The 25,582-nt window shown below is 66.8% G+C and carries 23 protein-coding genes and 1 tRNA gene; 9 read left to right on the top strand and 15 right to left on the bottom strand.

The features are described 5' to 3' along the window. Positions 1-170 precede the first annotated feature (170 nt). The 4 genes from O5K39_RS00875 to O5K39_RS00860 form a co-directional block, all read right to left on the bottom strand. On the bottom strand, positions 171-1,406 hold the full coding sequence (locus tag O5K39_RS00875; RefSeq protein WP_271145425.1) for a DUF418 domain-containing protein: 1,236 nt from the start codon (positions 1,404-1,406) through the stop codon (positions 171-173). Between the two features lie 55 nt (positions 1,407-1,461). Beyond that, positions 1,462-2,034, bottom strand: coding sequence for a phthalate transporter (locus O5K39_RS00870; RefSeq protein ID WP_271145424.1), 573 nt, complete (start codon positions 2,032-2,034; stop codon positions 1,462-1,464). Between the two features lie 8 nt (positions 2,035-2,042). Then, positions 2,043-2,921, bottom strand: a complete 879-nt coding sequence (locus tag O5K39_RS00865) for a 3-hydroxybutyryl-CoA dehydrogenase (protein ID WP_271145423.1) — start codon at positions 2,919-2,921, stop codon at positions 2,043-2,045. Positions 2,922-3,067: 146 nt separating this feature from the next. After that, positions 3,068-3,373, bottom strand: coding sequence for a YggT family protein (locus tag O5K39_RS00860; protein WP_271145422.1), 306 nt, complete (start codon positions 3,371-3,373; stop codon positions 3,068-3,070). A 175-nt stretch (positions 3,374-3,548) separates the two neighbouring features. Between O5K39_RS00860 and O5K39_RS00855 the strand changes: the two genes are divergently transcribed. The 4 genes from O5K39_RS00855 to O5K39_RS00840 all read left to right on the top strand — a co-directional run bounded on the left by O5K39_RS00855 (position 3,549) and on the right by O5K39_RS00840 (position 8,176). Further along, positions 3,549-3,624 (top strand) — tRNA-Ala (locus O5K39_RS00855). 374 nt (positions 3,625-3,998) lie between these two features. Beyond that, entirely contained in the window at positions 3,999-6,338 is a 2,340-nt protein-coding gene (locus O5K39_RS00850; protein WP_271145421.1) for a TonB-dependent receptor, read from the top strand. Positions 6,339-6,418: 80 nt separating this feature from the next. Further along, positions 6,419-7,525: an alkaline phosphatase D family protein gene (locus O5K39_RS00845; protein WP_271145420.1), complete on the top strand. Its 1,107-nt coding sequence runs from the start codon at positions 6,419-6,421 to the stop codon at positions 7,523-7,525. Between the two features lie 162 nt (positions 7,526-7,687). Next, entirely contained in the window at positions 7,688-8,176 is a 489-nt protein-coding gene (locus tag O5K39_RS00840) for a peptidase S1 (protein WP_271145419.1), read from the top strand. 180 nt (positions 8,177-8,356) lie between these two features. Here the strand turns inward: O5K39_RS00840 and typA are convergent, their stop codons facing one another. Beyond that, a complete protein-coding gene (gene typA / locus O5K39_RS00835) occupies positions 8,357-10,189 on the bottom strand; it encodes a translational GTPase TypA (protein ID WP_271145418.1) in 1,833 nt (610 codons plus the stop codon). A gap of 220 nt (positions 10,190-10,409) precedes the next feature. Between typA and O5K39_RS00830 the strand changes: the two genes are divergently transcribed. Both O5K39_RS00830 and maiA read left to right on the top strand, forming a co-directional pair. Beyond that, positions 10,410-11,102, top strand: a complete 693-nt coding sequence (locus tag O5K39_RS00830; RefSeq protein WP_271145417.1) for a fumarylacetoacetate hydrolase family protein — start codon at positions 10,410-10,412, stop codon at positions 11,100-11,102. Between the two features lie 2 nt (positions 11,103-11,104). Beyond that, positions 11,105-11,734 (top strand): maleylacetoacetate isomerase, encoded by a 630-nt coding sequence (gene maiA, locus O5K39_RS00825; protein WP_271145416.1) that lies wholly within the window; start codon positions 11,105-11,107, stop codon positions 11,732-11,734. Positions 11,735-11,767: 33 nt separating this feature from the next. Here the strand turns inward: maiA and O5K39_RS00820 are convergent, their stop codons facing one another. The 4 genes from O5K39_RS00820 to O5K39_RS00805 form a co-directional block, all read right to left on the bottom strand. Further along, the gene (locus O5K39_RS00820) at positions 11,768-12,838 is read right to left on the bottom strand and encodes an NAD(P)-dependent alcohol dehydrogenase (protein ID WP_271145415.1); all 1,071 of its coding nucleotides are present in this window, start codon (positions 12,836-12,838) and stop codon (positions 11,768-11,770) included. An 83-nt stretch (positions 12,839-12,921) separates the two neighbouring features. Continuing rightward, positions 12,922-13,671 carry a DUF72 domain-containing protein gene (locus O5K39_RS00815; RefSeq protein ID WP_271145414.1) on the bottom strand — a complete coding sequence of 250 codons (750 nt, stop codon included), beginning with the start codon at positions 13,669-13,671 and terminating at the stop codon, positions 12,922-12,924. Then, a complete protein-coding gene (locus O5K39_RS00810; RefSeq protein WP_271145413.1) occupies positions 13,668-13,961 on the bottom strand; it encodes a type II toxin-antitoxin system RelE/ParE family toxin in 294 nt (97 codons plus the stop codon). The genes O5K39_RS00815 and O5K39_RS00810 overlap by 4 nt, the downstream gene beginning before the upstream one ends. A gap of 16 nt (positions 13,962-13,977) precedes the next feature. After that, positions 13,978-14,223, bottom strand: a complete 246-nt coding sequence (locus O5K39_RS00805) for a type II toxin-antitoxin system ParD family antitoxin (RefSeq protein WP_271145412.1) — start codon at positions 14,221-14,223, stop codon at positions 13,978-13,980. Positions 14,224-14,305: 82 nt separating this feature from the next. Here O5K39_RS00805 and O5K39_RS00800 point away from each other — a divergent pair, with 82 nt between their 5' ends. Continuing rightward, positions 14,306-15,424 carry an aromatic ring-hydroxylating dioxygenase subunit alpha gene (locus O5K39_RS00800; protein ID WP_271145411.1) on the top strand — a complete coding sequence of 373 codons (1,119 nt, stop codon included), beginning with the start codon at positions 14,306-14,308 and terminating at the stop codon, positions 15,422-15,424. Positions 15,425-15,490: 66 nt separating this feature from the next. Here O5K39_RS00800 and O5K39_RS00795 read toward each other — a convergent pair whose 3' ends face one another. Further along, positions 15,491-16,147, bottom strand: coding sequence for a TetR/AcrR family transcriptional regulator (locus O5K39_RS00795; RefSeq protein WP_271145410.1), 657 nt, complete (start codon positions 16,145-16,147; stop codon positions 15,491-15,493). A 288-nt stretch (positions 16,148-16,435) separates the two neighbouring features. Next, positions 16,436-18,265, bottom strand: coding sequence for a cation:proton antiporter (locus O5K39_RS00790; RefSeq protein WP_271145409.1), 1,830 nt, complete (start codon positions 18,263-18,265; stop codon positions 16,436-16,438). A 303-nt stretch (positions 18,266-18,568) separates the two neighbouring features. On the opposite strand from O5K39_RS00790, the gene O5K39_RS00785 reads away from it, so the two are divergent. Continuing rightward, positions 18,569-20,704 (top strand): M13-type metalloendopeptidase, encoded by a 2,136-nt coding sequence (locus O5K39_RS00785; RefSeq protein WP_271145408.1) that lies wholly within the window; start codon positions 18,569-18,571, stop codon positions 20,702-20,704. Position 20,705: 1 nt separating this feature from the next. On the opposite strand, the gene queG is transcribed toward O5K39_RS00785, so the two are convergent. Both queG and pelA read right to left on the bottom strand, forming a co-directional pair. After that, the gene (queG, locus tag O5K39_RS00780; RefSeq protein WP_271145407.1) at positions 20,706-21,839 is read right to left on the bottom strand and encodes a tRNA epoxyqueuosine(34) reductase QueG; all 1,134 of its coding nucleotides are present in this window, start codon (positions 21,837-21,839) and stop codon (positions 20,706-20,708) included. A gap of 42 nt (positions 21,840-21,881) precedes the next feature. Next, positions 21,882-22,952 (bottom strand): pectate lyase, encoded by a 1,071-nt coding sequence (pelA, locus tag O5K39_RS00775; RefSeq protein WP_271145406.1) that lies wholly within the window; start codon positions 22,950-22,952, stop codon positions 21,882-21,884. A 139-nt stretch (positions 22,953-23,091) separates the two neighbouring features. Between pelA and O5K39_RS00770 the strand changes: the two genes are divergently transcribed. Next, the gene (locus O5K39_RS00770; protein ID WP_271145405.1) at positions 23,092-24,702 is read left to right on the top strand and encodes a serine hydrolase; all 1,611 of its coding nucleotides are present in this window, start codon (positions 23,092-23,094) and stop codon (positions 24,700-24,702) included. Between the two features lie 54 nt (positions 24,703-24,756). On the opposite strand, the gene O5K39_RS00765 is transcribed toward O5K39_RS00770, so the two are convergent. Beyond that, on the bottom strand, positions 24,757-25,272 hold the full coding sequence (locus O5K39_RS00765) for a pyridoxamine 5'-phosphate oxidase family protein (RefSeq protein WP_271145404.1): 516 nt from the start codon (positions 25,270-25,272) through the stop codon (positions 24,757-24,759). A gap of 60 nt (positions 25,273-25,332) precedes the next feature. Beyond that, positions 25,333-25,557, bottom strand: a complete 225-nt coding sequence (locus O5K39_RS00760; protein WP_271145403.1) for a hypothetical protein — start codon at positions 25,555-25,557, stop codon at positions 25,333-25,335. Positions 25,558-25,582: the final 25 nt, after the last annotated feature.

Below are 25,582 nucleotides of genomic sequence, written 5' to 3'. Positions count from 1 at the left end.
CGCTTTTAGAGTGGCGAGTGACGAGTGGCGAGTGGCGAGTAAGGCTCTGTGTGATTGGTGGTTAGTGGTTCGTGATTTGTGGCTCGGTGCGGCGCTGCCGTCGACGCAACTGCTCGCCACTAGCCACTAGCCACTAGCCACTAGCCACTAATCACAAACCACCGACCGCCTTACCGCTTCAGCAGCGGCACCATCCGCCCATAGGTCAGGCAGCGCCAGATCCACTCCAGCGGGCCCATCTCGAACCGCGACAGCCAGAGCGGCGACCAGATCAGCTGCAGGATCCAGATGCCGCCGACGGCGCTCCAGATCATGGCCGGGCCCCACTGGCCGTAGAGCAGCGGGCCCCAGGGCATGTAGAACAGGCTGGCCATCAGGATCGACTGGGTCAGGTAGTTGGTGAAGGCCATCCGCCCGACCGGTGCCAGCCGGCCGGTGATGATCCGAAGGCCGCCCTTGGTCAGCAGGATCAGCAGGGCCGCATAGCCCAAGGTGATGACGAAGCCGAACTGGGCCATGGCCGCCGACAGGCCGCCGGTCGGATCGTCCTCGACGCCCAGGGTCTGCCAGCGGTACCAGCCGAGCCCCGCCAGGATCGCGGCCCCCGCAGCGATGGCCAGCAGATAGGTCCAGATCGCCCCCTTGCCGGCCAGCCAGCCGCTCTTGAACAGGCCCAGACCCAGCATCATCAGGGGCAGGGTGACGGGGATCAGGGCCAGGCTGAAGCCCTGGACGAAGGCCCAGGCCCTGAGGTTCTCGGTCATGGCGGCGATCCAGCCGCCGGTGCGCACCGCCTCGATGGTGGCGGCGATCTTCTCGGGGCTGATCTCGGGCCCACCCATCCCGTCACGAACCTCGGGCGGCAGATTCGCCATCAGGATCGCCATCCCGGCCCCGACCACGCCCCAGAACAGGCTGACCCCGCCGCCGATCCACAACAGCTTGCCCGCCGACATCGACCGCATCAGCAGCATCAGCAGGCCGGTGTAGGCGTAGTGCATCAGGATATCGCCGTACCAGATGCCCAGGCCGTGGATCAGGCCGATCACGAACAGCCAGAACAGTCGGCTGCGCAGCAGCTTGCCGCGCACCTTGTCCGACCGCTCGCCCCCGACCAGGAAGATCGAGACCCCGAACAGCATGGAGAACAGGCTGCGGAACTTGTCGTGGAAGAAGACGTCGGTGACCCAGGTGCCGATCTTGTTGGCCCCGGCCATGGCGAAGGGCGCGGACTCGGGATCGCCATAGACCTCGAACGGCCAGGCGAAGGACAGGGCGTTGACCGCCAGAATCCCCAGCACGGCCAGGCCGCGCAGCATGTCCAGGTTGAAGATCCGGTCGCCACCCGTGACGGGATGCGGGCGCGCAGGCCCAGTCGGCGCAGGTGCCGTGTCGGTCGTGGTCATCGCGAGCCCCCTCGTGCGAAGGGACAGGATGCGGCACCCACCGGCCGGCGCAAGCTTAATTCGGCGTAATGTTCTCGTTCAGCAGGCCCAGCCGGTCCTTGACCTCGGGCTGGGGCTCGAAGGCCAGGAAGGCGACGCAAAGTCCGGCCCAGAGCGCATAGCTGACGCCCAGCAGGATCGCGACCGGCAGGCCGCCGACGCCGTAGATCAGCAGGATGGTCTCGGTATAGCCCAGCGCCTCCAGGAAGCTGCCCGACTGGACCCAGCCCCAGGCCATGCTGATCAGGGCGAACAGCACCATCAGCCCCGCCGCCAGCAGGCCGCCGTACAGCATGTAGCGCCACACGATGCCGAGTCGCGATCCGGGGCGACCGGTCCGCTCACGCTCGCGTTCGAGCAGCCACAGGCTGACCGGCACGACGATGGCTCCAAGGATCAGCACGATCAGCCGCCAGTCCATCTCGCGACCCGGCAGCCAGTTCGACGGCGGCAACAGCGGCAGGGTCAGGATCAGGGGCGGCCAGGCCGCGGCAGCGATCCCGGCGATGATTTTCGCACCCGGCGTCCGGCGCCAGACGACGCGTGTCTGGCCGGGGATGTCCTCGGGCTTGTCGAAGGAGAGGTTCATCGGGCCCCTTACCGCGTCGGCACCGGGGTGGGACCGGAATAGTCATAGAAGCCGCGGCCGCTCTTCTTGCCCAGCCAGCCGGCCTCGACATATTTCACCAGCAGGGGGCAGGGCCGGTATTTGCTGTCGGCCAGGCCGTCGTACAGCACGTTCATGATGGCCAGGACGACGTCCAGCCCCATGAAGTCGGCCAGCTCCAGCGGCCCCATCGGATGGTTGGCCCCCAGCTTCAGCGCCTTGTCGATCGAGGCCACGTCGCCGACGCCTTCGTACAGGGTGAAGATCGCCTCGTTCATCATCGGCACCAGGATGCGGTTGACGATGAAGGCGGGGAAGTCCTCGGCATTGGTGGTGGTCTTTCCGAGGCTCTCGGCGAAGGCGACGGCGGCTTCATAGGTGGCGGCCGAGGTGGCGATGCCGCGCACGATCTCGACCAGACCCATGACGGGGGCCGGTTTCATGAAATGCAGGCCGATGAACCGCTCGGGCCGATCGGTGGCCGAGGCCAGCCGGGTGATGGAGATCGACGAGGTGTTGGACGCCACCAGGGTGTCGGGGCCCAAGTGGGGCACCAGTTGGGCGTACAGGGCCTTCTTGACCGCCTCGTCCTCGACCGCGACCTCGATGACCAAATCGGCCTTGCCGGCCTCGGCCAGGGTTTCGACGGTGGTGATGCGGGCCAGGGCGGCGTCGGCCTGATCCTGCGTCGTGCGGCCCTTGCCGACCTGATGCGCCAGATTGGTCGCGATCTCGCCCAAGGCCAGCGGCAGGCGGGCGGGGTCGATGTCGTACAGGCTGACCGAATATCCGCCCAGCGCGACCGCATGGGCGATGCCGACGCCCATCTGTCCGGCGCCGATGATGGCGACTGTTGCGATCGTGGTCATGCGGCGCAGGTCATCAAGTCAGGGTCGGCAGCGGCGTTTTCGCCAGAGGCCGGCACCTTAAGAGGGTCGGCGAACGGCGCAAGGCTGGAATCGTGCGGCGCAGCATCCTTGCACCATCCCGCGCGGCCCGAAGGCCACACCCTGTCTCAGCCCAGCAGGGTGATCAGCGAGGGCGCGGCCATGCCGTTGAACAGCCGGCGCGCGAACTCCAGCAGCAGCAGCACGACGATCGGCGAGATGTCGATGCCGCCCAGATTGGGGATGATCCGGCGGAAGGGCTCCAGCAGCGGGCGGGTGACGGCGTCCAGAAACTGGGACAGCTGGTTCACGAACCGGTTGCGGTGGTTGATGACGTCGAAGGCGAACAGCCAGCTCAGGATGGCGGTTCCGATGATGGCCCAGACCATCAGGCTGATGACCGCGTTGACCAGCCAGACGATGGCACCGCCCATGCGAAGACTCCGAAAGAAATGCGAGGAGACGAGGAGGCGTCCCTGAGCGCCGCTTCTAGCCGACCTGTGCCGTTCCGCCAAACGCCCAGTCGCCGCAGATTCGCCGGGGCCGGTTGGCCGTTGACACCCCCCGGTCCCCCCGCCTATGTCCCGCGCTCGCCTGTACCCTCTGAGAGGGGCCGTAGCTCAGTTGGTAGAGCGCGTCGTTCGCAATGACGAGGTCAGGGGTTCGACTCCCCTCGGCTCCACCAGGCGTCAAATAGCAATAACTTCGACTCACCGGCGGCGCTACGACACGCGACGGCTACCCGAGTGAATGTCTCTGGCCTTCAGCGTCTTCCGGCGCGGTGGTTCCGATGACGTCCGGGCGAGTTCCGAAGCGGCTTAGGATCCTGAGAGGCCCTATCCTTACGGCATGGGCCAGGAGCCATCGGCGGCCGTTTCGGCACCGTGATTTCTCAAACACCGTACCCGGATCAAGCGTAGCCGTTACGCCACGCTGCGTGTCAAACACCCGCAGATGCCGTCCCGTCATGGAACTGAAGCCTTGCCGTTGCGGGGGCGTCTCGGACCCTCCCTAAGCCGCCGCTGCGTTTCATGACGCAGAACGAATTTCGGGGCAAACATGACCAATCATCGTCTTCTGACGGGCGTTTCCAAGCTCGCACTCGTACTGACCAGTGCGATCCTCGCCGCCTGTCCGGCCGTCGCACAGTCGATCGTGTCCGAGCCCGGAGCGGATTCACAGCTGGAAGAGATCGTCGTCTTCGGCCGTGGCCAGACCCGCCAGCAGGCTTCGATCACCGCCGCCGCCATCGCCGTCGAAGCCCCCGGCACCAGCCCGCTGAAGGCGATCGAACGCCTGCCCGGCGTCAGCTTCCAGTCGGCCGACGCCTTCGGCAACTATGAATGGTCGGCACGCATCGTGCTGCGCAGCTTCAACCAGAACCAGCTCGGCTTCACCCTGGACGGCGTGCCGCTGGGCGACATGAGCTACGGCAACCACAACGGCCTGCACATCTCGCGCGCCATCATCTCCGAGAACGTCGGCCGCGTGGACGTGGCCCAGGGCTCGGGCGCGCTGGGCACCGCCTCGACCAGCAACCTGGGGGGCACGGTCCAGTTCAACACCCGCCGCCCGGCCAGCGAGTTTGGTCTGGACGTGGCCGGCACCTATGGCAGCGAAGAGACCCTGCGCGGCTTCATCCGCCTGGACTCGGGCGCGTTCGGTCCGGCCGATACGGCCCTGTCGCTGTCCTATGTCGATCACTCGATGGACAAGTGGAAGGGCGTGGGCGAGCAGAACCAGAAGCAGATCAACTTCAACCTGGTCCAGCCGATCGGCGCAGGCGAGATCACCGGCTTCATCAACCATTCCGAACGGCGCGAGAACGACTATCAGGACATGTCCCTGGCCCAGATCGCGCGCCTGGGCCGCGACTTCGACAACATTTCGGGCGACTATGTCCTGGCCGTCCGTATCGCCGACATCGCCAACAACCGCGGCGACACCGGCGCGGCCGTGACCAACCCCGGTGCCGGAACCGTCTATCCGACCCCGATCCAGACCGTCGACGATGCCTATTTCGACGCCGCGGGCCTGCGCGACGACACGATCGGTGCCCTGACGATTGCCTATCCGTTCACGGAGGCCTTCTCCGTTTCGCTGACCGGCTATGGCCACACCAACAAGGGTCAGGGTCTGTGGTGGACCCCCTATGTCGGCACGCCGGTCGGTGCCCCCGATCAGAACGGCGCGGCGATCGCGATCCCCAGCCCGATCTCGGTGCGCACCACCGAATACGACATGGACCGCAAGGGTGCGTTCGGTTCGGCCAATCTGGACCTCGGCACCCACGCGATCGAGGCCGGGTTCTGGCTGGAGCAGAACGACTTCAACCATGCCCGTCGCTTCTACGGCCTGGGCCGCGCCGCCAATACGCGCGACTCGCTGGAGTTCCTGGAAAACCCCTTCTTCACCCAGTGGCAGTACGAGTTCGAGACCGAAACCCGTCTGTTCTACGTCCAGGACACCTGGGCGGTCACCGACGCCCTGACGGTGTTCGGCGGCTTCAAGTCGCTGTCGGTCGAGAACACGGCCCGCACCCTGGTCGGCCCCAACAAGACCGGCTCGATCAAGGCCGAGGACAACTTCCTGCCCCAGGTCGGCGCGACCTATGACGTGAGTGAAGACCAGCAGCTGTTCGTGTCGTACTCGGAGAACATCCGGGCGTTCGAATCGTCCAACACGGGCGGGCCCTTCTCGGCGTCGGCGGCGGGCTTTGCGGCACTGCGCACGACCCTTCAGCCGGAAAGCTCCAGGACCATCGAGGCCGGCTGGCGCTTCCGCTTCGACCAGCTTCAGGGATCGCTCGCGGTCTATAACGTCGAGTTCGAGGATCGCCTGCTGAGCGTCGCCCTGGGTGCTCCGATCCAGGGTCTGGGCAACGGCATCCAGAACGTGGGCTCGGTCCAGTCGCGCGGCTTCGAAGCGGCGGCGGTCTGGAGCTTCAACGAAGACTGGTCGGCCTTCGGCTCGTTCAGCTACAACGACTCGACCTATGAGGACGATGTCCGCAACGGCGTGGGGGCCCTGGTGGCGGCGACGGCGGGCAAGACCGTGGTCAACACACCCGAGACCCTGTTCCGCGCCGAACTGGCCTATGACGACGGTTCGCTGTTCGGCACCCTGGCGGCGGCCTACACAGGCGAGCGGTTCTCGAGCTATCTCAACGACGAGAGCGTGGACGGCTATACGCTGGTGGAACTGACCGCAGGCTATCGGGTCGTCGATACGGGCAGCCTGCTGGACGGGACGGAGATCCAGTTCAACGTCACCAACCTGCTGGACGAGGATCATATCTCGACGGTCGGTTCGGGCGGGTTCTCGAACGGGGCAGGCGGTCAGACCTTCCTGCCGGGCGCTCCGCGCCAGGCGTTCGTGACGCTGCGTCGCCACTTCTAGAGCGCGACGACGGCTTCGATACGGTGGGGCGCGTCTCTCGGGGACGCGCCCCTCTTTCGGTTTTGAATCAGGATACGATGATGGCCCAGATTTCGAGACGCGGCTTGATGAGCGGGACGGTCGGTGTCGGGCTGGCGGCCGGTGCAGCAACCGCAAAGGCTGACTCCCATGCCGAGTCGGCGCGGACACTGACCCGGATCGCCTTCGGCTCCTGCGCCAAGAGCCAGAAGCCCCAGCCGATCTGGGATGCCGTGCTGGCGACCGAGCCGGACCTGTTCATCTTCCTGGGCGACAACGTCTATCTGGATACGCGTGACCCCGAGGTGATGCGCCAACGCTATGCCGAACTGGCGGCCCAGCCGGGCTATCAGAAGCTGAAGGCGACGACGCCGATCCTCGCGATCTGGGACGATCACGACTTCGGCGAGAACGATGCCGGAGCCGACTATCCGATGAAGGAGGAAAGCCGACGCCAGTTCCTGGATTTCTTCGGCGAGGCCGCCGACAGCCCCCGACGGACCCGCGACGGCATCTACACGGCCCATGTCTTTGGTCCCGAGGGGCGGCGGGTCCAGGTGATCCTGCCCGGCCTGCGCTGGAACCGGACGCCGCTCAAGTCCCTGGAGCTGGGCGGTCAGGACTATGAGACCTGGGTCAGGGCGCGTGCGGCCGTCGGCGAGACGACCCCGGGCCCTTATGATCGTAATCCTGATCTGGCCGCGACACAGTTGGGCGAAACCCAGTGGCGCTGGCTGGAGGAGCAGCTCTCGGTTCCGGCCGACATCCGGATTTTCGGCTCGAGCCTTCAGGTCGTGGCGGACTTTGCTGGCTGGGAAGGGTGGATCAACTTTGCCCACGATCACCAGCGGCTGATCGGGGCGATCCGCGACACACGTGCCAACGGACTGATCTGTCTGTCCGGCGACACCCATTACGGCGAGATTTCGAAACTGGACGTCAACGTCCCCTATCCACTGTGGGATATTACCTCATCGGGCCTGACCGAGGTCTGGCCGGTGACGCCGCCCAACGCGCTGCGTGTCGGAGGGGTGTTCCGCGACCAGAATTTCGGCCTGCTGACCATCGGCTGGAATGGCGACAGCCCGACCATTCTGGCCGAGGTTCGCGACGTCAACGGTGTCGTGCGTCTGGAACAGGCGATCCGGGTTGCCGATCTGACGGTATGACGGTGGGGGCGTCGGGTGCGGCTGCTTCCCGATGCAGTTGCCGGTCGTGGACTGACGCATCCTGACGCCACGGGGGCGGCGGCTTGACGGGTCGGGGGCGGCGGCCGCATGATTTTCGCATACCACGGTGCGATGTCGCGCCATGGAGTGGGGGACACGACCATGAAATCCTTGAAGCTGGCCGCCGCCATCGGCGCCGTTCTCGTCGCCGGGGCTGTGACGACCATCGCCGATACGGCCTCGGCCCAGAACTCGGGCCTGCGCCCGAACTTCGGCAGCGTGCGCCTGCGGGCCGGGTTCACGCCCGATCCCTATACGGTCAGCGTCTATGCCGGGGGCTCGATCGACGCCTATACCGACACCGACCTGCCGGGGGCCTGTGTGGGCAACATCTCCGACGCGCCGGACTATAGCGTGACCTATACGGCGGGGCGGCTGCCGCTGGTGTTCCGCGCGGTGTCAAACTCGGACACGACCCTGATCGTCAATGGCCCGGACGGTCGCTGGTCGTGCGACGACGACAGCTTCGGCGACGGCGACCCCCAAGTGGTCTATCGCCGCCCCCGCAGCGGAAAGTACGACATCTGGATCGGCGTGCTGGGCGGTTCGGGGGCCCAGGCCGTGCTGGGGATCACCGAAACGCCAAGGTGACTTTTTGGGGGCGCTTCGCGCCGCGCTAACGCTCGGCTCGCGGAGCCTCGCTGCTTGAGCGCAACGGCGAAGCAACAAAAAAGGCCGCTCCGTGAGGAGCGGCCTTTTCTCATTCAGGGCAGGGTCGGGCTCAAGCAGCGAGCCGCCGATCGGCGAGCGGTAGCCCGCAAGCCGTAAGGCTTACTCGGGACGCGCGCGCTTCTTGCGGAACGACGGGTTCAGGATCTGTTTGCGCAGGCGGATCGACTTGGGCGTTACCTCGACCAGTTCGTCCTCGCCGATATAGGCGATGGCCTGTTCCAGTGACATGATGCGCGGCGGGGTCAGGCGCACAGCCTCGTCCTTGCCCGAGGCGCGGACGTTGGTCAGTTGCTTGCCCTTGATCGGGTTGACGTCGAGGTCGTCCCAGCGCGCGTTCTCGCCGATGATCATGCCTTCGTAGGTCTTTTCGCCGGCGCCGACGAACATCGTGCCGCGGTCTTCCAGGTTCCACAGCGCGAAGGCGGCGGTGTCGCCGTCCGAGTTGGAGATCAGCACGCCCTTCAGGCGGCCTTCGATGGCCCCCTTGAACGGCTCGTAGTGGCTGAACACCCTGTTCAGGACGCCCGAACCGCGCGTGTCGGTCAGGAACTCGCCCTGATAGCCGATCAGCGAGCGCGACGGGCACAGCAGGCTGATGCGGGTCTTGCCGGCGCCGGAGGGGCCCATGTCCTTGAGTTCGGCCTTGCGGGCCGACAGCTTCTCGATGACCACGCCGGTGTATTCGTCGTCGACGTCGATCATGACGTCCTCGATCGGCTCCAGCTTCTCGCCGTTCTCGCCTTCCTGATAGACCACGCGCGGACGCGAGATCGAGACCTCGAAGCCTTCGCGGCGCATGTTCTCGATCAGCACGCCGAGCTGCAGTTCGCCACGGCCCGCGACCTCATAGGCGTCGCCGCCTTCGGTCGTGGTCACACGGATGGCGACGTTGGCCTCGGCTTCTTTCAGCAAACGGTCACGGATGACGCGCGACTGGACCTTGTCGCCTTCGCGACCGGCCAGGGGGCTGTCGTTGACCGAGACGGTCATGGAGATGGTCGGCGGATCGATCGGCTGGGCGGGAAGCGCGTCGGTCACTTCCATGGCGCACAGGGTGTCGGCCACGGTCGCCTTGGACATGCCGGCGATGGCGACGATGTCGCCCGCTTCCGAACCCTCGTCCAGGGCCTGACGCTTCAGGCCACGGAAGGCCAGGACCTTGGTGATCCGGCCGCGCTCGATTTCCTTGCCGTCGCGGTCCAGGGCGTGGATCGCCATGCCGGGGACGGCCTTGCCGCTCTCGATACGGCCGGTCAGCAGGCGGCCCAGGAAGGGGTCGCTCTCGATCAGCACGTTCAGGATCTGGAACGGCTTGTCCTTGTTCGCCTGCACCTTGGGCGGCGGCACGTGGCTGACGATCAGGTCGAACAGGGGGGCCAGGGTGTCGTTGGGCTTGTTCAGGTCCATCGTGGCCCAGCCGGCGCGGCCCGAGGCGTAGATGTGGGGGAAGTCCAGCTGCTCGTCCGTCGCGCCGATGGCGGCGAACAGGTCGAAGGCCTCGTTGTGGACGCGGTCCGGATCGGCGTGGGCGCGGTCGACCTTGTTGATGCACAGGATGGGGCGCAGGCCCATCTTAAGGGCCTTGGTCAGCACGAATTTGGTCTGGGGCATGACGCCCTCTTCGGCGTCGACCAGGATGACGCAGCCGTCCACCATGCCCAGGATCCGCTCGACCTCACCGCCGAAGTCGGCGTGGCCTGGGGTGTCGATGATGTTGATCCGGGTCTCGCCCGCCTCGCCGTTCCAGAGCACGGAGGTGCATTTGGCCAGGATGGTGATGCCGCGTTCCTTCTCCTGATCGTTGGAGTCCATGGCCCGTTCGGTCTGGGCCTCATTGGCTCGGAAGACGCCGGACTGGGCGAGCAGCTGGTCCACCAGGGTGGTCTTGCCATGGTCGACGTGGGCGATGATGGCGACGTTGCGAAGGTTCATATCGGTCGTTCAATGCGAAAAGGCGGCCGCCCAAGTCAGGAATGGGTGCGGGGGCCGCTAGGGGAATGTGCGTCATGCGGGGAGGCGCGCGCCTCTTACAGGGGTGCGGACCAAAACGCCAGTGGGGGACTTAAGTGTCGCTGCGAGACAGTCCGGCCCGGTTCCGCTATTCCGGTCGAAGGGCCTTGGAAAAACCGAACCTCTATAAGGAAGACAGCGCGTGACCTTGACCTTCGAGCCGGCACCCGGCGTGATGGCTCCCACCACGACGGGCGGCAGCTTTCCCGTCCGGCGGCTGTTCTGCATCGGCCGGAACTATGCAGCCCACGCGCGCGAGATGGGCAAGGACCCGGACCGCGAGCCACCCTTCTTCTTCACCGGCTGGGCCGAGACGGTCGTGCCCGACGGCAGTGTCATCGCCTATCCGCAAGCGACGGCGGACTATCAGCACGAGATCGAGCTGGTCATCGCCATCGGCAAGTCGGGACGTGACGTGTCCGAGGATGAGGCACTGGGCCTCGTCTACGGCTACGCCATCGGTCTCGACATGACGCGCCGGGATCTCCAGACCGTCGCCAAGGACGCGGGCCGGCCCTGGGACACCGGCAAGAATGTCGAACAGTCGAAACCGCTAGGTCCGATCCAGCCCGCCGCCGGGTTCGATGCCTCGAAGGGGGCCATCACCCTGAGCATCAACGGCCAGTTGAAGCAGAAGGGTGATCTGGCGGACATGATCTGGTCGGTCCCCGAGGTCGTCGCCCACATTTCGCGCTACTATCGGCTGGAGCCCGGCGACCTGATCTACACCGGCACGCCGGCCGGTGTCGGGCCTGTGCTGATGGGTGACGTTCTGGTGGGCGCGATAGACGGTCTGGGCGAACTGACCGTCACCATCGGCACGGAGGCGAACTGATCATGATCCTGCATGGCTATTTCCGGTCCTCGGCGGCGTGGCGCGTCAGGATCGTGCTGGGCTTGAAAGGGCTGACGACCGACAGCCGCTACCAGCATCTGCGCAAGGGCGAACAGCTGTCGCAGGAGTATCTGGCGGTCAATCCGCAGGGGTTGTTGCCCAGTCTGGTGCTGGACGACGGCACGGTGCTGACCCAGTCACTGGCGATCTGCGAGTACCTGAACGAAGTCCAGCCCGACCCGCCTCTGTTGCCCTCCGATCCGGCCGCGCGGGCCCAGATTCGTGGCTTTGCCCAGGCCATCGCCTGCGACATCCATCCGCTTCAGAACCTGCGGGTGCTGAAGGCGCTGGCGGGGCTGGGCCAGACGCCGGATCAGACCCAGGACTGGGCACGGACGGTCATTTCCAACGGTTTCGATGCGCTGGAACGGCTGGTCGTGGACCGGCCAGGGCCGTTCGCGTTCGGGGACAGTCCCACCCTGGCCGATGTCTGTCTGATCCCCCAGATGGGCAATGCGCGACGGTTCGGGGTCGAGTTGCGCTGGCCGCGGCTGGAGGCGATCGACGCCGCCTGCTCCGCCCTGCCGGCCTTCGCCGCCGCCAGACCGGACGTGCAGCCGGACGCCGAATAGACGCCGGGGCAAAAGCCCCGGCGGTCCTCTCGATCAGGCGGCCAGGTCGAGCTTTTCGATGTCGATGACGAAGCGATAGCGGACGTCGGATTTCTCCAGCCGCGCGTAGGCCTCGTTGATCTGGTCGGGCGCGATGACCTCGATGTCCGAGGCGATGCCGTGTTCGGCACAGAAGTCGAGCATCTCCTGGGTCTCGCGGATACCGCCGATCAGGGAGCCGGCGACGCTGCGACGGCGCCACAGCAGAGGCACGGCGAACACGGGCAGACCCTCGGTCGTCAGGCCCAGCATGACCATCGTTCCGTCTCGCGCCAGCAGTTGCAGGTGGCTGGCGATTTCATGCGTCGCCGAGACGGTGTTGATGATCAGGTCGAAGCTCTCGGCCGCCGCCTTCATCGCCGCCTTGTCGGAGTTGATCAGGAAATGCTTGGCGCCCATCCGTTCGGCGTCGGCCTTCTTGCGGTCCGAGGTGGACATGACGGTGACCTCGGCACCCATGGCCACAGCCTGTTTGACCGCCATGTGACCAAGCCCGCCCAGGCCGACGACCGCGACCTTGGAGCCCGGCCCCACGCCCCAGTGGCGCAGGGGCGAATAGGTGGTGATGCCGGCGCAGAGCAGGGGGGCGGCGACATCGAGCGGGATGGAGTCGGGGATATTCAGCACGAAGGCCTGGTCGACGACAATCTTGTCCGAATAGCCGCCCTGGGTGATCGGCTGGCCCGATTCGGCGCTGTGCTTGTCCGGGTTGCCGTAGGTGCCGGTGAAGCCGGGGATGCAGTACTGTTCCTCGCCCTCGACGCAGGAGGCGCAGGTGCGGCAGCTGTCGACCATGCAGCCGACGCCGACCCGGTCGCCGACCTTGAACTTCGTCACATTGGCCCCGACGGCGGTGACCAGGCCCGCGATCTCATGGCCCGGCACCAGCGGATAGGTCGAGCCGCCCATGTCGTTGTGGACCATGTGCAGGTCCGAGTGACAGATGCCCGCGAACTTGATGTCGATGGCGACGTCGTCCGGGCCGGGATCGCGACGGTTGAAGCTGAACGGCGTCAGCGGGGCCTCGGCGGAGGTCGCGGCGAAGGCGCGGGTGGCGATGGGCATGGCGATGTCCTTGGAAACGGTCGAGCCGGGCACAGATGTGGGCTGGACCTTCCCGCCGCAACCCGCGCGGCCGGTTCGGCGGTCTATTTCAGCCGGTCGATCAGCGCCTGGGCCGCCGCCGGGTTCCGGACCTTGGCCCCCGAGATGAAGTAGGCGAACACCGGCCCGCGTTCGGCCCAACCCCGGGTCTGGGCCGCGATGGCGTCGAGTTCTGTCGAGGTCATGCCGGTGGGTTCGTCTTCCCGGCTCGACATCAGCCGGGCATAGGTGAAGTCGGCGGTATCTGCATCGATCCGGGGCCATTCCGGCGCCTCGTCATCGACGGCATAGACGATGGCCGCGCCGTATTTGCGGGCCAGGTCCCGGAACTGTTCGGTGTCGAAGCTGGGATTGCGGACCTCGAGCGCATGCCGCAGCCGTACGCCGTCCTTTTCGGGCGGCAGCAGTTTGAGAAAGCCCTCGAAATCGACGGGATCGAATTTCTTGGTCCCCATGAACTGCCAGTTGATGGGCCCCAGCTTGTCGCCCAGCTGGGTCATTCCCTGATCCAGAAATTTGGCGAAGCTCTCACCGCCCTCGGACAGGACCTTGCGGTTGGTGCAGAAGCGGCTGGCCTTGACCGAGAATTTGAACCCATCCGGCGTTTCGTCTCGCCACTTCATCCAGCTGTCGGGCTTGAAGGTCGAATAATAGGTGCCGTTGATCTCGATCGAGGTCAGGGCGCGCGAGGCGAACTCCAGCTCGCGTTTTTGCGTCAGGCCCTCGGGATAGAAGACTCCGCGCCACGGCTCGAAGGTCCAGCCGCCGATGCCGATGTGGATGGGGTGGGTCATTGTTCCATGTCTCCTGACAAGCCTTGCCAGTCTTCCAGGGCATGACGAATCCGAACGATCAATACGATCTCGTCCGCCAGCAAATCATAGACGATGACGTGACGACGATGTCCATGGACGCAGGCAGGAGGGTTCAGCGAGTCTCGAACCCGGGCCATCTCGGGAAAATCAGCTATGAGGTCGAGGGTTTCGAGAAGCCCGTCGATGTAGCGGTCGGCCTGTCGTTGACCAAAGGCTTCCACGCCATGCCGATAGATCGTCGACAAGTCTTGCCTGGCTGCCAAACTCATCCGGAGAACCGCCACCTCAGGCGCGTTGGCGGAGTTCGGCGCGAATCTCGTCGATGATCTGTCGCGGAGACTGGTCGGACACGCCGCTCGCACGGCCTTCATCAACCAGTCGCTGCATGTTGGCGATCTTCTCCGCCCTGATCTGCTCGCGGCGGATCAGGTCGCGGACATAGTCGCTGGAGTTCGAATAGCGGCCGTCGGCCGACTGGGCCTCGACCCAGGCCTTCATCTGATCGGGGAGGGAGATGTTCATCGTGGCCATGGGGTGATGCTCCGCTCTATGGCAAGGTTTGTCAAACTCCACGCGTGATGACGCGTCGCGATCCGGTCGGTAGGATGTCGTCATGCCCGCCGACTCCGCATCCATCCCGACCACCACCCCCGAGGCCAAGGCCCCGCCGAGTGCGTTCGGCAAGGGGTTCGTGCTGGACGCCTGGTATTTCGTGGCCCTGTCGCGCGATGTGACGCCGGGGTCGCTGAAGCGGCATGAGCTGATGGGCGAGCCGGTGCTTGTGGGCCGGACGAAGGCCGGTGCCGTTTATGGGATGCGCGACATCTGTCCCCACCGGGCCGCGCCCCTCTCGGCCGGGCGGCTGGTCGAGCATCCGGGCGAGGGCGAGACGGTCGAGTGCTGCTATCACGGCTGGCGGTTCCGGCCGGACGGCGTCTGCGCGGCCATTCCGTCCCTGGTCGAGGATCAGGCCTATGAGGCGGGGCGGATCCGGGTGCGGTCCTATCCGGTGGTCGAGAGCCAGGGGATGGTGTTCGTCTGGATGCGCTCGGACCCGCGCTCGGACGCCGCGCCCGACCATGAGCCGCCTGTGTTTCCCGGGGTCGTCGGCGGCGAGGCCAAACTGGTCGAGTGGATGGATTTCGACAGCCATATCGACCACGCCGTCGTCGGCCTGATGGACCCCGCCCACGGCCCCTATGTCCATCAGCAATGGTGGTGGCGGTCGGCCCATTCGATGCACGAGAAGGCCAAGGCCTTCGAGCCGCGGCCTGAGGGCTTCGCCATGGTGCGCCACGCACCGTCGTCGAACAGCAGGGCCTATCGCATCCTGGGCGGGGCGCCGGCGACGGAGATCACCTTCCGCCTGCCCGGCTATCGCTGGGAGCATATCCAGGTGGGGGAGAAACAGGTCCTCGCCCTGACCTGCCTGACGCCCGTGACGGAGACGAAGACGCGGATCACCCAGATCTTCTGGTCCGACCACTGGGTCTTCGGCGTCGCCAAGCCCTTCCTGCGGATGGGGGTGCGGGCCTTCCTGAAACAGGACGGCGGGATGGTGAACCTGCAGAACGAGGGCCTGCGCTACGACCCGGCCCTGATCTGGATCGATGACGCCGACCGACAGGCGAAATGGTACCAGCAGCTCAAGCGCGAATGGATCCGAAGCCGCGCCGAGGGACGGGCGTTCCAGAATCCGGTCGAACCGGCGGTACTAAGGTGGAAGAGCTGACCGGTCTGTGCCGCGCACGAAAAAGGGGCTGCCGGTCGGCAGCCCCTTTGATGTCAGGGCCGGGGCCTACTTCCGGGTCAGCGCACCGGCCAGGATGACCGCGACCTGTTTGGCGACGTGGTCGGTCAGCTGGGCGGCGCTCCAGCCGTCGTAGGCGGCGCGGCGGTAGTTGGACAGATAGGCGTCCCAGACCAGTTCGGTCAGCAGCGGCACATCGGCGTCCTGGCTCAGCTCGCCCTTGGACACACCGTCGCGCAGGATGTCGGTGATCACGACCAGCAGCTGTCTGGTCACGGCGCGGGCGCGGGTTTCGGCGGCCAGGGGCTGGAACCAGGAACGGGCGACGATGGCCTGGAACAGGGGCAGCTGATCCAGCGAGCCGTGATAGCCGGCGGCCAGGGCGGCGTTCAGGCGGGCCTGGGCCGAACCTTCACCGGCACCGGTCTTCACCGTGTCGGCCAGGCGGGTCATGTCCTCGGTCAGGACGGCTTCGAACAGTTCGGCCTTGTCCTGGAAATTGGCGAAGACGGCACCGGTCGACATGCCGGCGCCCTTGGCGATGTCGCGGATGGTGGCGGGTTCATAACCGCGCTCGGCGAACAGGTTGCGAGCGGCGTCGAGAACCTTCTGGCGCGTCCGGACCTTGGCGGCCTGGCGGCGGTTGAGGCGCGGCGCGGCCTCCGCATCGTCGGCGTGAAGAGCGGTCGCGAGGGATTGGGACATGAGGGGGAACTCTGACTCTGGACCGGCTGACAGCGACCGGTGGAAGAACGAACGTGAGACGATTTCGAGGTCGCCGTCTCGGCGAAGAACAGGGCAGGAGCCGACCCGAATTGTCCGGCTGCTGCTGGGGGGAGGTGGGGTTCATCACGAAACGATGACGAAAATGGGGTCCATTCATGAATGAGCGGTTGATGTGACACAGGGTCACCGAGCGACGTGACGTCAGCGTCGGTTACAGGGGTTTGCAACGCGGCACGCCGTCGATTCCGTCGCGATGCCTGCCCTGAATCAGCTGCCCGGAGTGGATCCGCGCAGGGCCCGGGTCGGACGGTTCCGGCGATCGGCGGGCGTCGCGGCCTGGAACACGGCGCGGAACTGGTCGCGCTTTTCGTGGATGGAGGCGAGCACCAGCCCCATGGGCACCCCGATGTCGACCAGGGTGTTTTCAGCCAGTTGCAGACTGGCCTCGGTCGTCTCCGGGACGGCATCTGTGACCCCCAGGCCGTACAGACGGGCGGCGTGGCGATCGTCGCGGGCCCGCGCGATCAGGGTCATTTCCGAGCGCAGGGCGCGGGCGGCGATGACGACCTCATCCACCTTTCCGGGGGCGTCCATGGTGACGACCAGGGCTCGGGCGGTGCCGATCCCGCACAGTTCCAGCATCTCCGCGCGACCCGCGTCTCCGTAATAGATGTCCACGCCCGCCTTGCGCGCCGCGGTGACGGCGGCGGGATCGGTGTCGAGTGCGATGAAGGGGACGTTGTGCTCGGCCAGCATGTCGCCGACCAGCCGTCCGACCCGGCCATAGCCCACGATCATCACCGCGCCGTCACGAACCACCGGAGGTGGGGTGTCCTCCGCAAGTCCGGTCGCGGTCTCCGGCCGACGGGACAGTCGCTGGCCGAGGGCGGCCATCAGGGGCACGGTGAACATGCTCAGGGTCGCCGACAGCATGACGCCCTGGGTGAAGGCGGGCGGGGCCACGCCCTCGGCCATGCCGGTGGCCAGGATGACGAAGGCGAACTCCCCGGCCGGGCCGAGAACCAGGGCCGTCTCGATGGCGGTGCGGGCGCCGATGCCCCACAACCGGGCCAGACCGAAGATCAGGCCCGCCTTGACCACGGTGATCAGCGCGGCGAGACCGAAGATAAACAGCGGATCGGCGGCGACGGCCCGGACGTCCAGGCCGATGCCGACGCCGACGAAGAAGACGCCCAGCAGCAGGCCCTTGAAGGGTTCGATGTTGATCTCGACCTCGCGGCGGTATTCGGTCTCGGCGATCATGACCCCGGCGATCAGCGCGCCGATGCTCATCGACAGGCCCGCCGCCTGGGCCGCGACGCCGGCACCGACCACGATCAACAGGCACAGGGCGACGAACAGCTCCTGGCCCGAGTTGGTGCGCTTGCGGCTGCGCGCCACCGATCGGAACAGGGGCCGCAGCACCAGCCGGCCGATGACGACGACCAGGGCCAGGCCGATGGCGGCGGGGGCCAGGGCGAACAGGGTGCGGCCGATCAGCTGCGGCTCCAGCAAGCCGCCGGGTGCGGCGGCGGCGACCAGCAGGGAGACGGTGATCAGAATCGGCGCCACGGCCAGATCCTGGGCCAGCAGGACGGCGAAGGTGGATCGGCCCACCGCCCCCTTCAGTCGCCCGCGCTCGGCCATGACGGGCATGACGACCGCTGTCGAGGACAGGGCCAGGCCCATGCCCAGCACGGCCGCCCCTGCCAGCGACTGGCCCAGCAGGGCGAAACCGGCCCCGAGCACCACCGAACAGATCACGACCTGCATCAGCCCCAGGCCGAAGACGAGGCGACGCATGGACTTCAGCCGTTCCCACGACAGCTCCAGGCCGATCATGAACAGCAGGAAGGCCACGCCGAGTTCGCTCAGCTGGGCGATCTGGGTCGGGTCGGAGATGGTGAACCACGACAGCCAGGGCGCGCTTTCGGCCAGGCTGCCCAGACCGTGCGGGCCCAGCAGGACGCCGGCGGCGAGGAAGCCGAGCACGGGGCTGATCTTCAACCGGCTGAACAGGGGCACTACGACGCCCGCTGCCGCGAGGAAGACGACCAGGTCCTTGTATTCGCCGCCGCCGCCGTGCCCGATCGCCATTCTCTCTCCCGTCAGGTCGCCCGACGCGCGAGATTGCGCCCGTGGGGGCGAACGGTGGCGAGATGGGGTTCGGGGCCACTATAGCCGCACCGGCGTGGCCAAGGGAATGCGCGGCAGGGCGAATGCACGCGATCGGTCTTCACCAGCCCATTCGGCATTCAACGGTGGCCCAGCGCAAAACCGTCGCCGAAGATTCATGAATCTTTTTTAAGGCGACGGGCCGGTCCTGAGGCGTAGTTTCCCCGCCGAACGGCGTCCACGCCGAGGTCTGACCCCCTTTTCTCGCGTTCCAGGATATCCCCCATGAAGACGTTGCTTCTCGGTGCCGCGATCGGCGCATTGCTGCTGCCCGCCGCCCTTCCCGCCATGGCCCAGGACTTCTCCGCCCAATCCGACGACCATGAATGCGTCGACGAGGCCTGCACGATCGTCTCGCTGTTCCAGACCACGGCCCCCGCGTCGGGCTATCAGGGCACCACGGCGCCGAAATACGGCACTTGGGGCTTCGACCTGGCCGGTCGCGACACCTCGGTGAACCCGGGCGACAGCTTCATGGAGTACGCCAACGGCACGGCGTTGCAGTCGCTGCAGATCCCGTCGGACCGCACGTCGTACGGCTCGTTCGCCCTGCTGCGCGAACTGTCGGACAACCGGATGAAGGAGCTGGTCACGGGGCTGGCCGCCCGTACCGACCTGACCGCCGGTTCGGACGAGCAGAAGATCGCCGACGCCTATCGCTCGTACGCCAACGAGGCTCGGGTCGAACAGCTGGATGCCCAGCCGCTGCAGCCCTATCTGACCGCCATCCGCGCCGCCGACAGCCATCAGAAAATGGCCGCCTATATGGGCAACTCCATCGGCAAGCTGGGCTCGTCCTTTTTCCGCACCGGCATCACGATCGACGCCAAGGCCCCGAACCGCTACGTCGTCGCCGCGGGCCAGGGCGGCATCGGCCTGCCCAACCGCGACTACTATCTGTCGCCGCTCTATGCCGACAAGAAGGTCAAGTATCAGGCCTATGTCGAGCGGATGCTGACCATGATCGGCTGGGACAAGCCCGCCGAGAACGCCGCCGCCATCGTGGCGCTCGAGACCCGGATCGCCGAGGCCCACTGGACCCCGATCGAGAACCGCAACCGCGACAAGACCTACAACGAATATACCATCGCCCAGCTGGTCTCCGAAGCGCCGGGCTTCGACTGGCAGGCCTATTTCGACGCCGCGCAACTGGGTGATACGCCCCGCCTGATCGTGGCCCAGAACACCGCCGTACCCAAGATCGCGGCCATCTATGCCGAGACGCCGGTCGCGCTGTTGCAGGCCTGGCAGGCGTTCCAGACGGCCGACGGTGCCGCGCCCCTGCTGTCCAAGCGGTTCTCGGACGCCCAGTGGGAGTTCCGCTCGCGCGACCTGTCGGGTCAGCCCGAGCAGCGCAGCCGCGAAAAGCGTTCGATCTCGTTCGCCGAGGGGATGCTGGGCGAGGCGGCGGGTCGTCTTTACGTCGCCGAATATTTCCCCGCCGAGTCCAAGGCCAAGATGGAGACCCTGGTCGCCAACCTGCGCACCGCCCTGTCGCACCGCATCGAGGGCCTGACCTGGATGGGCACGGAGACCAAGGCGGCAGCCCAGGAGAAGCTGCGCAAATTCACCGTCAAGATCGGCTATCCCGACAAGTGGCGTGACTATTCCGCGCTTCAGGTTCGCGCCGACGACCTGTTCGGCAACGCCCGGCGGGCCAGCCAATTCCAGTGGGATTACCAGCGCAACCGCCTGAACGAGCCGGTCAACAAGCAGGAGTGGGGCATGACGCCCCAGACCGTGAACGCCTATTACAACTCGGCGAACAACGAGATCGTCTTCCCGGCGGCGATCCTGCAACCGCCCTTCTTCGATCCGGACGCGGACCCGGCCGTCAACTACGGCGGCATCGGCGGCGTCATCGGCCACGAGATCGGCCACGGCTTCGACGATCAGGGTTCCAAGTCCGACGGCGACGGCGTGCTGCGCAACTGGTGGACCGACGCCGACAAGACCAATTTCCTGTCTCTGACCACGCGTCTGGGTGCCCAGTACGACCAGTACGAGCCCCTGCCGGGCTACAAGGTGCAGGGCGGTCTGACGATGGGCGAGAACATCGGCGACGCCTCGGGCGTGGCGGTGGGTCTTGAGGCCTATCACCTGTCGCTGAACGGCCAGCCGGCCCCCGTGCTGGACGGCACGACCGGCGACCAGCGCTTCTTCTACGGCTGGGCCCAGGTCTGGCAGTCCAAGATGCGCGACGAGGCCGCCAAACAGCAGGTCGCCACCGATCCGCACTCGCCGGCGATGTTCCGCGTCATCGGCCCTGTGCGGAACCACGACGCCTGGTACGAGGCGTTCAACGTCCAGCCGGGCACGAAATACTACCTGCCGCCGGAAGAACGCGTCCGCATCTGGTAGGTCAGAGAGCGGGGGAGGGTACGAACCTCCCCCATTCCTCGATCACTACGGGGTCGGTCTCGGTTTCGCGCCGCCCGTTCCTCAGCAGGGCGAAACGGCCGGGCTCGACCAGCCGCCCGACCGCCCACACAGCGGCCCCCCGTACCAGCGGCGAGGGGTCATCGAGCAAGGAAACGGCGGCCTGGATCAGGTCGCCGTTTTCGCTGTTGGCGATGGCGTACAGCACGTTGCGAATGAAGCGGTCGCGGCCAATCCGCTTGATCGGGCTCTTGGAAAACAGGGCGCGGAAGGCTGCGTCGTCCAGCGCGGCGAGGTCCGACAGGCGGGGGCTGACCAGGTTGTCGCGCGCCTTCAGCCGGGCCTCGCTGGAGGCCGAGGCGAACTTGTTCCAGGGGCAGACGGCCAGGCAGTCGTCGCAGCCGTAGATGCGGCTGCCGGTCGCCGTGCGGAACTCCACCGGCCAGGGGCCAGCGAACTCGATGGTCAGATAGGACAGGCACCGCCGGGCATCGAGCTGGAACGGGGCCGGAAAGGCCTTGGTGGGGCAGGCATCGAGGCAGGCGTTGCAGGATCCGCAGTGTTCGCCCTCGGCCGCGTCCGGCTCGATCTCGGCGGCCGACAGGATGACGCCGAGGAACAGCCAGTTGCCGTGCTCGCGGCTGAGCAGATTGGTGTGCTTGCCCTGCCAGCCGAGGCCGGCCCGCTGGGCTAGGGGCTTTTCCATCAGGGGGGCGGTGTCGACGAAGACCTTCACTTCGGCCCCGGTGCGGGCGGCGACCTGGCCGGCCAGCTGTTTCAGCCGGCCCTTGATCAGTTCGTGATAGTCGTCGCCGCGCGCATAGACCGAAACATAGCCTGCCGAGGCATCGGCCATCTCGGGCAGGGGGTCGTGGTCGGGGCCGTAGTTGACGCCCAGCACAATGGCGGTGCGCGCATCGGTCCACATCGCCGTGGGGTGGGCGCGGCGCTCGAGCGTCGTCTCCATCCAGCCCATGTCGCCGTGCCGACCGGCCTCGACGAAATGGGCCAGCCGCTCGCCGGCGCTCCAAGGCTCGGCGGCCGAGGCGAAGCGGCAGGCGGAAAAGCCGAGTTCCTGCGCGCGCTCGCGAATGAAGGGACGGATGTCGGCGGCCATCCGCGCGCCTTGCCGCGCGCGGAAGCCTGAGTCCAGTGTCGCCTATCCGGCGATCCGCGCGCGCCAGGCCGGATAGTCGCGGGCGATCAGGTTGGCGGCGGCACCGTCCCAGTAGTTGTAGCCCGCCCGACGCTCCTGCTCGATCTCGGCCAGCGAGCCCTTGGCGACCGAGTCCCGGCCCATGAAGATCGGGCGGTTGGTGCCGAGCTCGTAGAAACGGGCCCACAGGGTCTGGCCGGGGGCGGGGATCACCCTGCGGTCGGGATGGCCGTTGGCATCGGTGAAGCGCTCGACGGCGATGTCGGCAATACCGTGGGCGCGGAACCAGGCAATGGAGCCCTCGACGGCGGCGATGATCTGGGGCGAGGGGCGGTCGAGGGACATCAGGAAGCGGGTGATCCCGACGCTCTCATAGCCCGACAGGGACGGCGGCTCGAACTTGCGGGCCCAGGCGGGGGCCAGGGTCACTTCGTCATGCTGGGCGCACCAGACGGTCAACTTCCCGTCCTGAACGATCTGGGTCTTGAGGATCACATCGATGCCGCGCGCCAGGGCGTCGGCCGCGCGGGCCTTGCGCGCCGCATCGACGAAGCCGTAGGGCGCACCCCCCGCCGCGATGTCCTTGACCAGGGTCAGGAGTCGGACCTGGGCGTCGTCGTTGTAGGTGATGTGGGTGTAATAGCCCCGGCGCAGCGGGAAGAACTGAGGCCAGCCGCCGTTGGCGTACTGGGCGGCCAGGACGTAATCCACACCCCTGTCGAAGGCCGCGCGCCGGGCGGGGGTCTCGCCTCCGGCCGCGATGACCTTGGCCAGAAACGTCAGCGGCAGGCTGGTGCCGTTGTTGTCGAAACTGTTGGCCAGATCGGGATCCAGCGGCCCGGTCGGCGCGACCAGCAGGTCGGTGTTCTTGGGCCAGCCGCCTTCGGCCGATTGATACAGGATGATGGTGTCGGCGATCCGGCGCGCGTCGGGCGTGGCGTACCAGGCGGCGTCCTGCTTCGCGAGGCTCGTTCCCCAGGTCAAGGGCTGGGTCTCGGCGCGGACGGGGGCGGTGGCACAGGCCCCCAGCGACAGGGCGACGGCGGCGGCGATCCAGGCGGTGCGGATGGACATGAAGGCTCCCGGGGTGGTCCGCTCTGACGGCGGGTTCGCGATGTATATGACACCGGTAGACATCTGGAAACCCGCCTCGCCCTCTGGCGTGGCGGACGACGCCCCGCTAGCGTCCGTGGGCAGTCCATGGAGCGTCTTGATGTCCCTGTCCCTCTCGCGTCGTCAGGCTGTGTCGTCGGTCGCTGGTCTCGGCGCGATCTCGGCACCGCGTCTGGTCTGGAGCCAGTCGGCGGCTGCGGACAGTGAGGCCCTCGCCGGAGCGGTGGACGCCTATGTCAGCCAGGCCATGGCGGCCTTCCCGGATCAGCCGGCCCTGTCGATCGCCCTGGTCAAGGACGGCCGGACCCTGCTTGCCAAAGGCTACGGCGTGCGCCGGATGGATGCGCCGGGTCGGGTGGATGAGCACACCCTGTTCGCCATCGCCTCGAACACCAAGAACGTCACCGCCGCCGCCCTGGCCATCCTGGTCGACGATGGCAAGGTGAAATGGGACGAACCGGTGCGGACCTATCTGCCCGGCTTTACCCTTTCGGATCCGGTGATCGGCGAGCGGATCACTGTGCGCGATACGCTGAGCCACCGGGCGGGATTCGGCCTGGGCGCCGGCGATCTGCTGTTCTGGCCCAACTCGGACCGGACCCGCGAGGAGGTGCTGCGTCAGGCCGTCTTCGTCCCGATCGAGGACGGATTCCGGGCCAACTACCACTACTGCAACCTGATGTTCGTGGTCGCCGGGGCGGTGATCGAAAAGGTCTCCGGCATGACGTGGGAGCAGTTCATCCAGACCCGCATCCTCGACCGGGTCGGCATGACCGAGACCGTGCCGATGACCACGATGGCCGATCCGGCGAAATCGGCCCTGCCGCACGCGCGGGTCGGGCCGCCGCTGCGGACCCACGGGCCGATGGTCCGGATCGCGGACTCGATCGCCGAGGTCTGGAACTGGGATTCTGCGGCGGCGGCGGGCGGCTTCTGCACCAACCCGGTCGACTGGGCCAAATGGATCAAGCTGCGTCTGGCGATGGGGGCGTTGCCGGACGGGTCGCGACTGTTCTCGGAGGCCGCGGCGCGCGAGATGTGGCGGCCCAACATCATCGTCGGCTCGTCGCCGGGCCCGACCGCCGAGCTGCCCAACCGCGCCATCGCCTCGACCTATGCCATGGGCTTCCAGGTCCAGGACTATCGCGGCGAACGGCTGATCAGCCACGGCGGCGGGTCGCCGGGCGGGATTTCGGCGACGGTGTTGATCCCGGGCCGCAATACCGGCTTCTCGATCTTCTCCAATGCGGAAGAGAGCTTCCTGCTGCGGGCCCTGCGCAGCGGTATCGCCGACATCGTCATGGAAAAGGCGGGCTTCGACTGGATCGCGGATTCCCGGAAACTGGCGGCGGACGCAACGGCCAGGGCGATTGCCGCAGCCGCCGGGATCGATGCGAAGCAACAGGCGGGCGCCCCGCTGTCGCAGCCCCTGGCGTCCTATGCCGGAACCTGGAGAGACCCCTGGTACGGCGACATCGTCATCGAGACGCGGGGTCAGGGGCTGTGGCTGTCGTTCAGCCGGACGCCCGCGCTCAAGGGCCCACTTGAGCCGTATGAGGGCGAGACGATGCGGACGCGGTTTCCGGACAAGCGAGAGGAAGACCTGCTGATCACGTTCGCCGTAGAAGGTCGAACCGCCACGATGAAGGCCTTGAGCCCCGACGCCGATTTCTCATACGACTACCAGGACCTGAGGTTGACGAAGGTTTAGGCGCGCGAAAGCCGCCGCGTCCTAGACGCGGCGGCTTCGCTTGGCCAAACAGGCCTAGTTCAGATTGATGTCGGACACGCCGCCGACATCGGGGATGCTCTTGGTCAGATTGGCCTTGAGCACCTGATAGCCGAAACCCAGCGCGCCCTTGTCCGAGACCCAGACCCGGCCGTCGTCGCCGTCGAAGCGGATCAGGGTCAGGTGGGCGTCGTCCTTGCCGTCGGGGTACCAGGCGGCGACGACGGGGTTCCAGTATTTCTCGATCCGCTCGCGGTCGTTGTCGATCGAGAGTTCGCCGTGGATGCAGGCCTGAACCTTCTGGTCCTTGGCCTGATAGGTGAACATGCCCGATTGGCCGCCGCCTCCAACCCCGCCGGCCGCCACGTCGCGGGCGAAGTCGGTGTCGTCACGGGTGAAGAACCAGATCGTTCCGGTCTCGGGCTCGGCATAGCCGGTCATCGGCTGGCTGTGATAGCCGGGCTGGTCGAGGCCCAGCATGCCGGTGTTGGATTCCTTCAGGCTCTTCCAGAATTCCTTTTCCGCCTCGGCGGGGGTCAGGTCGTCGGCCATGTCATGCTCCTGTGCGTGGGGTCGGCAAGGAGAACCGGCTGGAAACGCTGAGGTTCCCGATCAGGTCGGCGGGCCGAACCCGGCCAGGGCCCCCAGGTGGATCACCAGCAGGAAGGCGACGGCGCCCGACAGCAGCATCAGGAACCGCCAGGGCGCCATCCGGGGGCCGCGCACGACGTCGGGCGGCTGGGCCCCGCGCCAGCCAGCGAAGACCATCAGCCCCAGGGTGGCGGCGAGCAGCAACAGTGTCGGGATCAGGGGCACCGCGCGCATGTGGCGGCGCATCCCTTGGGCCGCAAGCCGAAATCCT

The sequence above is a fragment of the Brevundimonas sp. NIBR10 genome, from assembly GCF_027912515.1.
GTDB lineage: Bacteria > Pseudomonadota > Alphaproteobacteria > Caulobacterales > Caulobacteraceae > Brevundimonas.
The sequence above is the reverse complement of the archived record's forward strand: the minus strand, read 5'-3'. Positions and strand labels throughout refer to the sequence as shown.

Coding starts and splice junctions, on each gene's coding strand:
- O5K39_RS00875 (WP_271145425.1), bottom strand. CDS start 1,406: ATGACCACGACCGACACGGCACCTGCGCCGACTGGGCCTGCGCGCCCG.
- O5K39_RS00800 (WP_271145411.1), top strand. CDS start 14,306: ATGCCCGCCGACTCCGCATCCATCCCGACCACCACCCCCGAGGCCAAG.
- O5K39_RS00785 (WP_271145408.1), top strand. CDS start 18,569: ATGAAGACGTTGCTTCTCGGTGCCGCGATCGGCGCATTGCTGCTGCCC.
- O5K39_RS00820 (WP_271145415.1), bottom strand. CDS start 12,838: ATGCCCATCGCCACCCGCGCCTTCGCCGCGACCTCCGCCGAGGCCCCG.
- O5K39_RS00795 (WP_271145410.1), bottom strand. CDS start 16,147: ATGTCCCAATCCCTCGCGACCGCTCTTCACGCCGACGATGCGGAGGCC.
- O5K39_RS00850 (WP_271145421.1), top strand. CDS start 3,999: ATGACCAATCATCGTCTTCTGACGGGCGTTTCCAAGCTCGCACTCGTA.
- O5K39_RS00870 (WP_271145424.1), bottom strand. CDS start 2,034: ATGAACCTCTCCTTCGACAAGCCCGAGGACATCCCCGGCCAGACACGC.
- maiA (WP_271145416.1), top strand. CDS start 11,105: ATGATCCTGCATGGCTATTTCCGGTCCTCGGCGGCGTGGCGCGTCAGG.
- O5K39_RS00805 (WP_271145412.1), bottom strand. CDS start 14,223: ATGGCCACGATGAACATCTCCCTCCCCGATCAGATGAAGGCCTGGGTC.
- typA (WP_271145418.1), bottom strand. CDS start 10,189: ATGAACCTTCGCAACGTCGCCATCATCGCCCACGTCGACCATGGCAAG.
- O5K39_RS00765 (WP_271145404.1), bottom strand. CDS start 25,272: ATGGCCGACGACCTGACCCCCGCCGAGGCGGAAAAGGAATTCTGGAAG.
- O5K39_RS00810 (WP_271145413.1), bottom strand. CDS start 13,961: ATGAGTTTGGCAGCCAGGCAAGACTTGTCGACGATCTATCGGCATGGC.
- O5K39_RS00760 (WP_271145403.1), bottom strand. CDS start 25,557: ATGCGCCGCCACATGCGCGCGGTGCCCCTGATCCCGACACTGTTGCTG.
- O5K39_RS00860 (WP_271145422.1), bottom strand. CDS start 3,373: ATGGGCGGTGCCATCGTCTGGCTGGTCAACGCGGTCATCAGCCTGATG.
- O5K39_RS00815 (WP_271145414.1), bottom strand. CDS start 13,671: ATGACCCACCCCATCCACATCGGCATCGGCGGCTGGACCTTCGAGCCG.
- O5K39_RS00770 (WP_271145405.1), top strand. CDS start 23,092: ATGTCCCTGTCCCTCTCGCGTCGTCAGGCTGTGTCGTCGGTCGCTGGT.
- O5K39_RS00845 (WP_271145420.1), top strand. CDS start 6,419: ATGGCCCAGATTTCGAGACGCGGCTTGATGAGCGGGACGGTCGGTGTC.
- queG (WP_271145407.1), bottom strand. CDS start 21,839: ATGGCCGCCGACATCCGTCCCTTCATTCGCGAGCGCGCGCAGGAACTC.
- O5K39_RS00790 (WP_271145409.1), bottom strand. CDS start 18,265: ATGGCGATCGGGCACGGCGGCGGCGGCGAATACAAGGACCTGGTCGTC.
- O5K39_RS00865 (WP_271145423.1), bottom strand. CDS start 2,921: ATGACCACGATCGCAACAGTCGCCATCATCGGCGCCGGACAGATGGGC.
- O5K39_RS00840 (WP_271145419.1), top strand. CDS start 7,688: ATGAAATCCTTGAAGCTGGCCGCCGCCATCGGCGCCGTTCTCGTCGCC.
- pelA (WP_271145406.1), bottom strand. CDS start 22,952: ATGTCCATCCGCACCGCCTGGATCGCCGCCGCCGTCGCCCTGTCGCTG.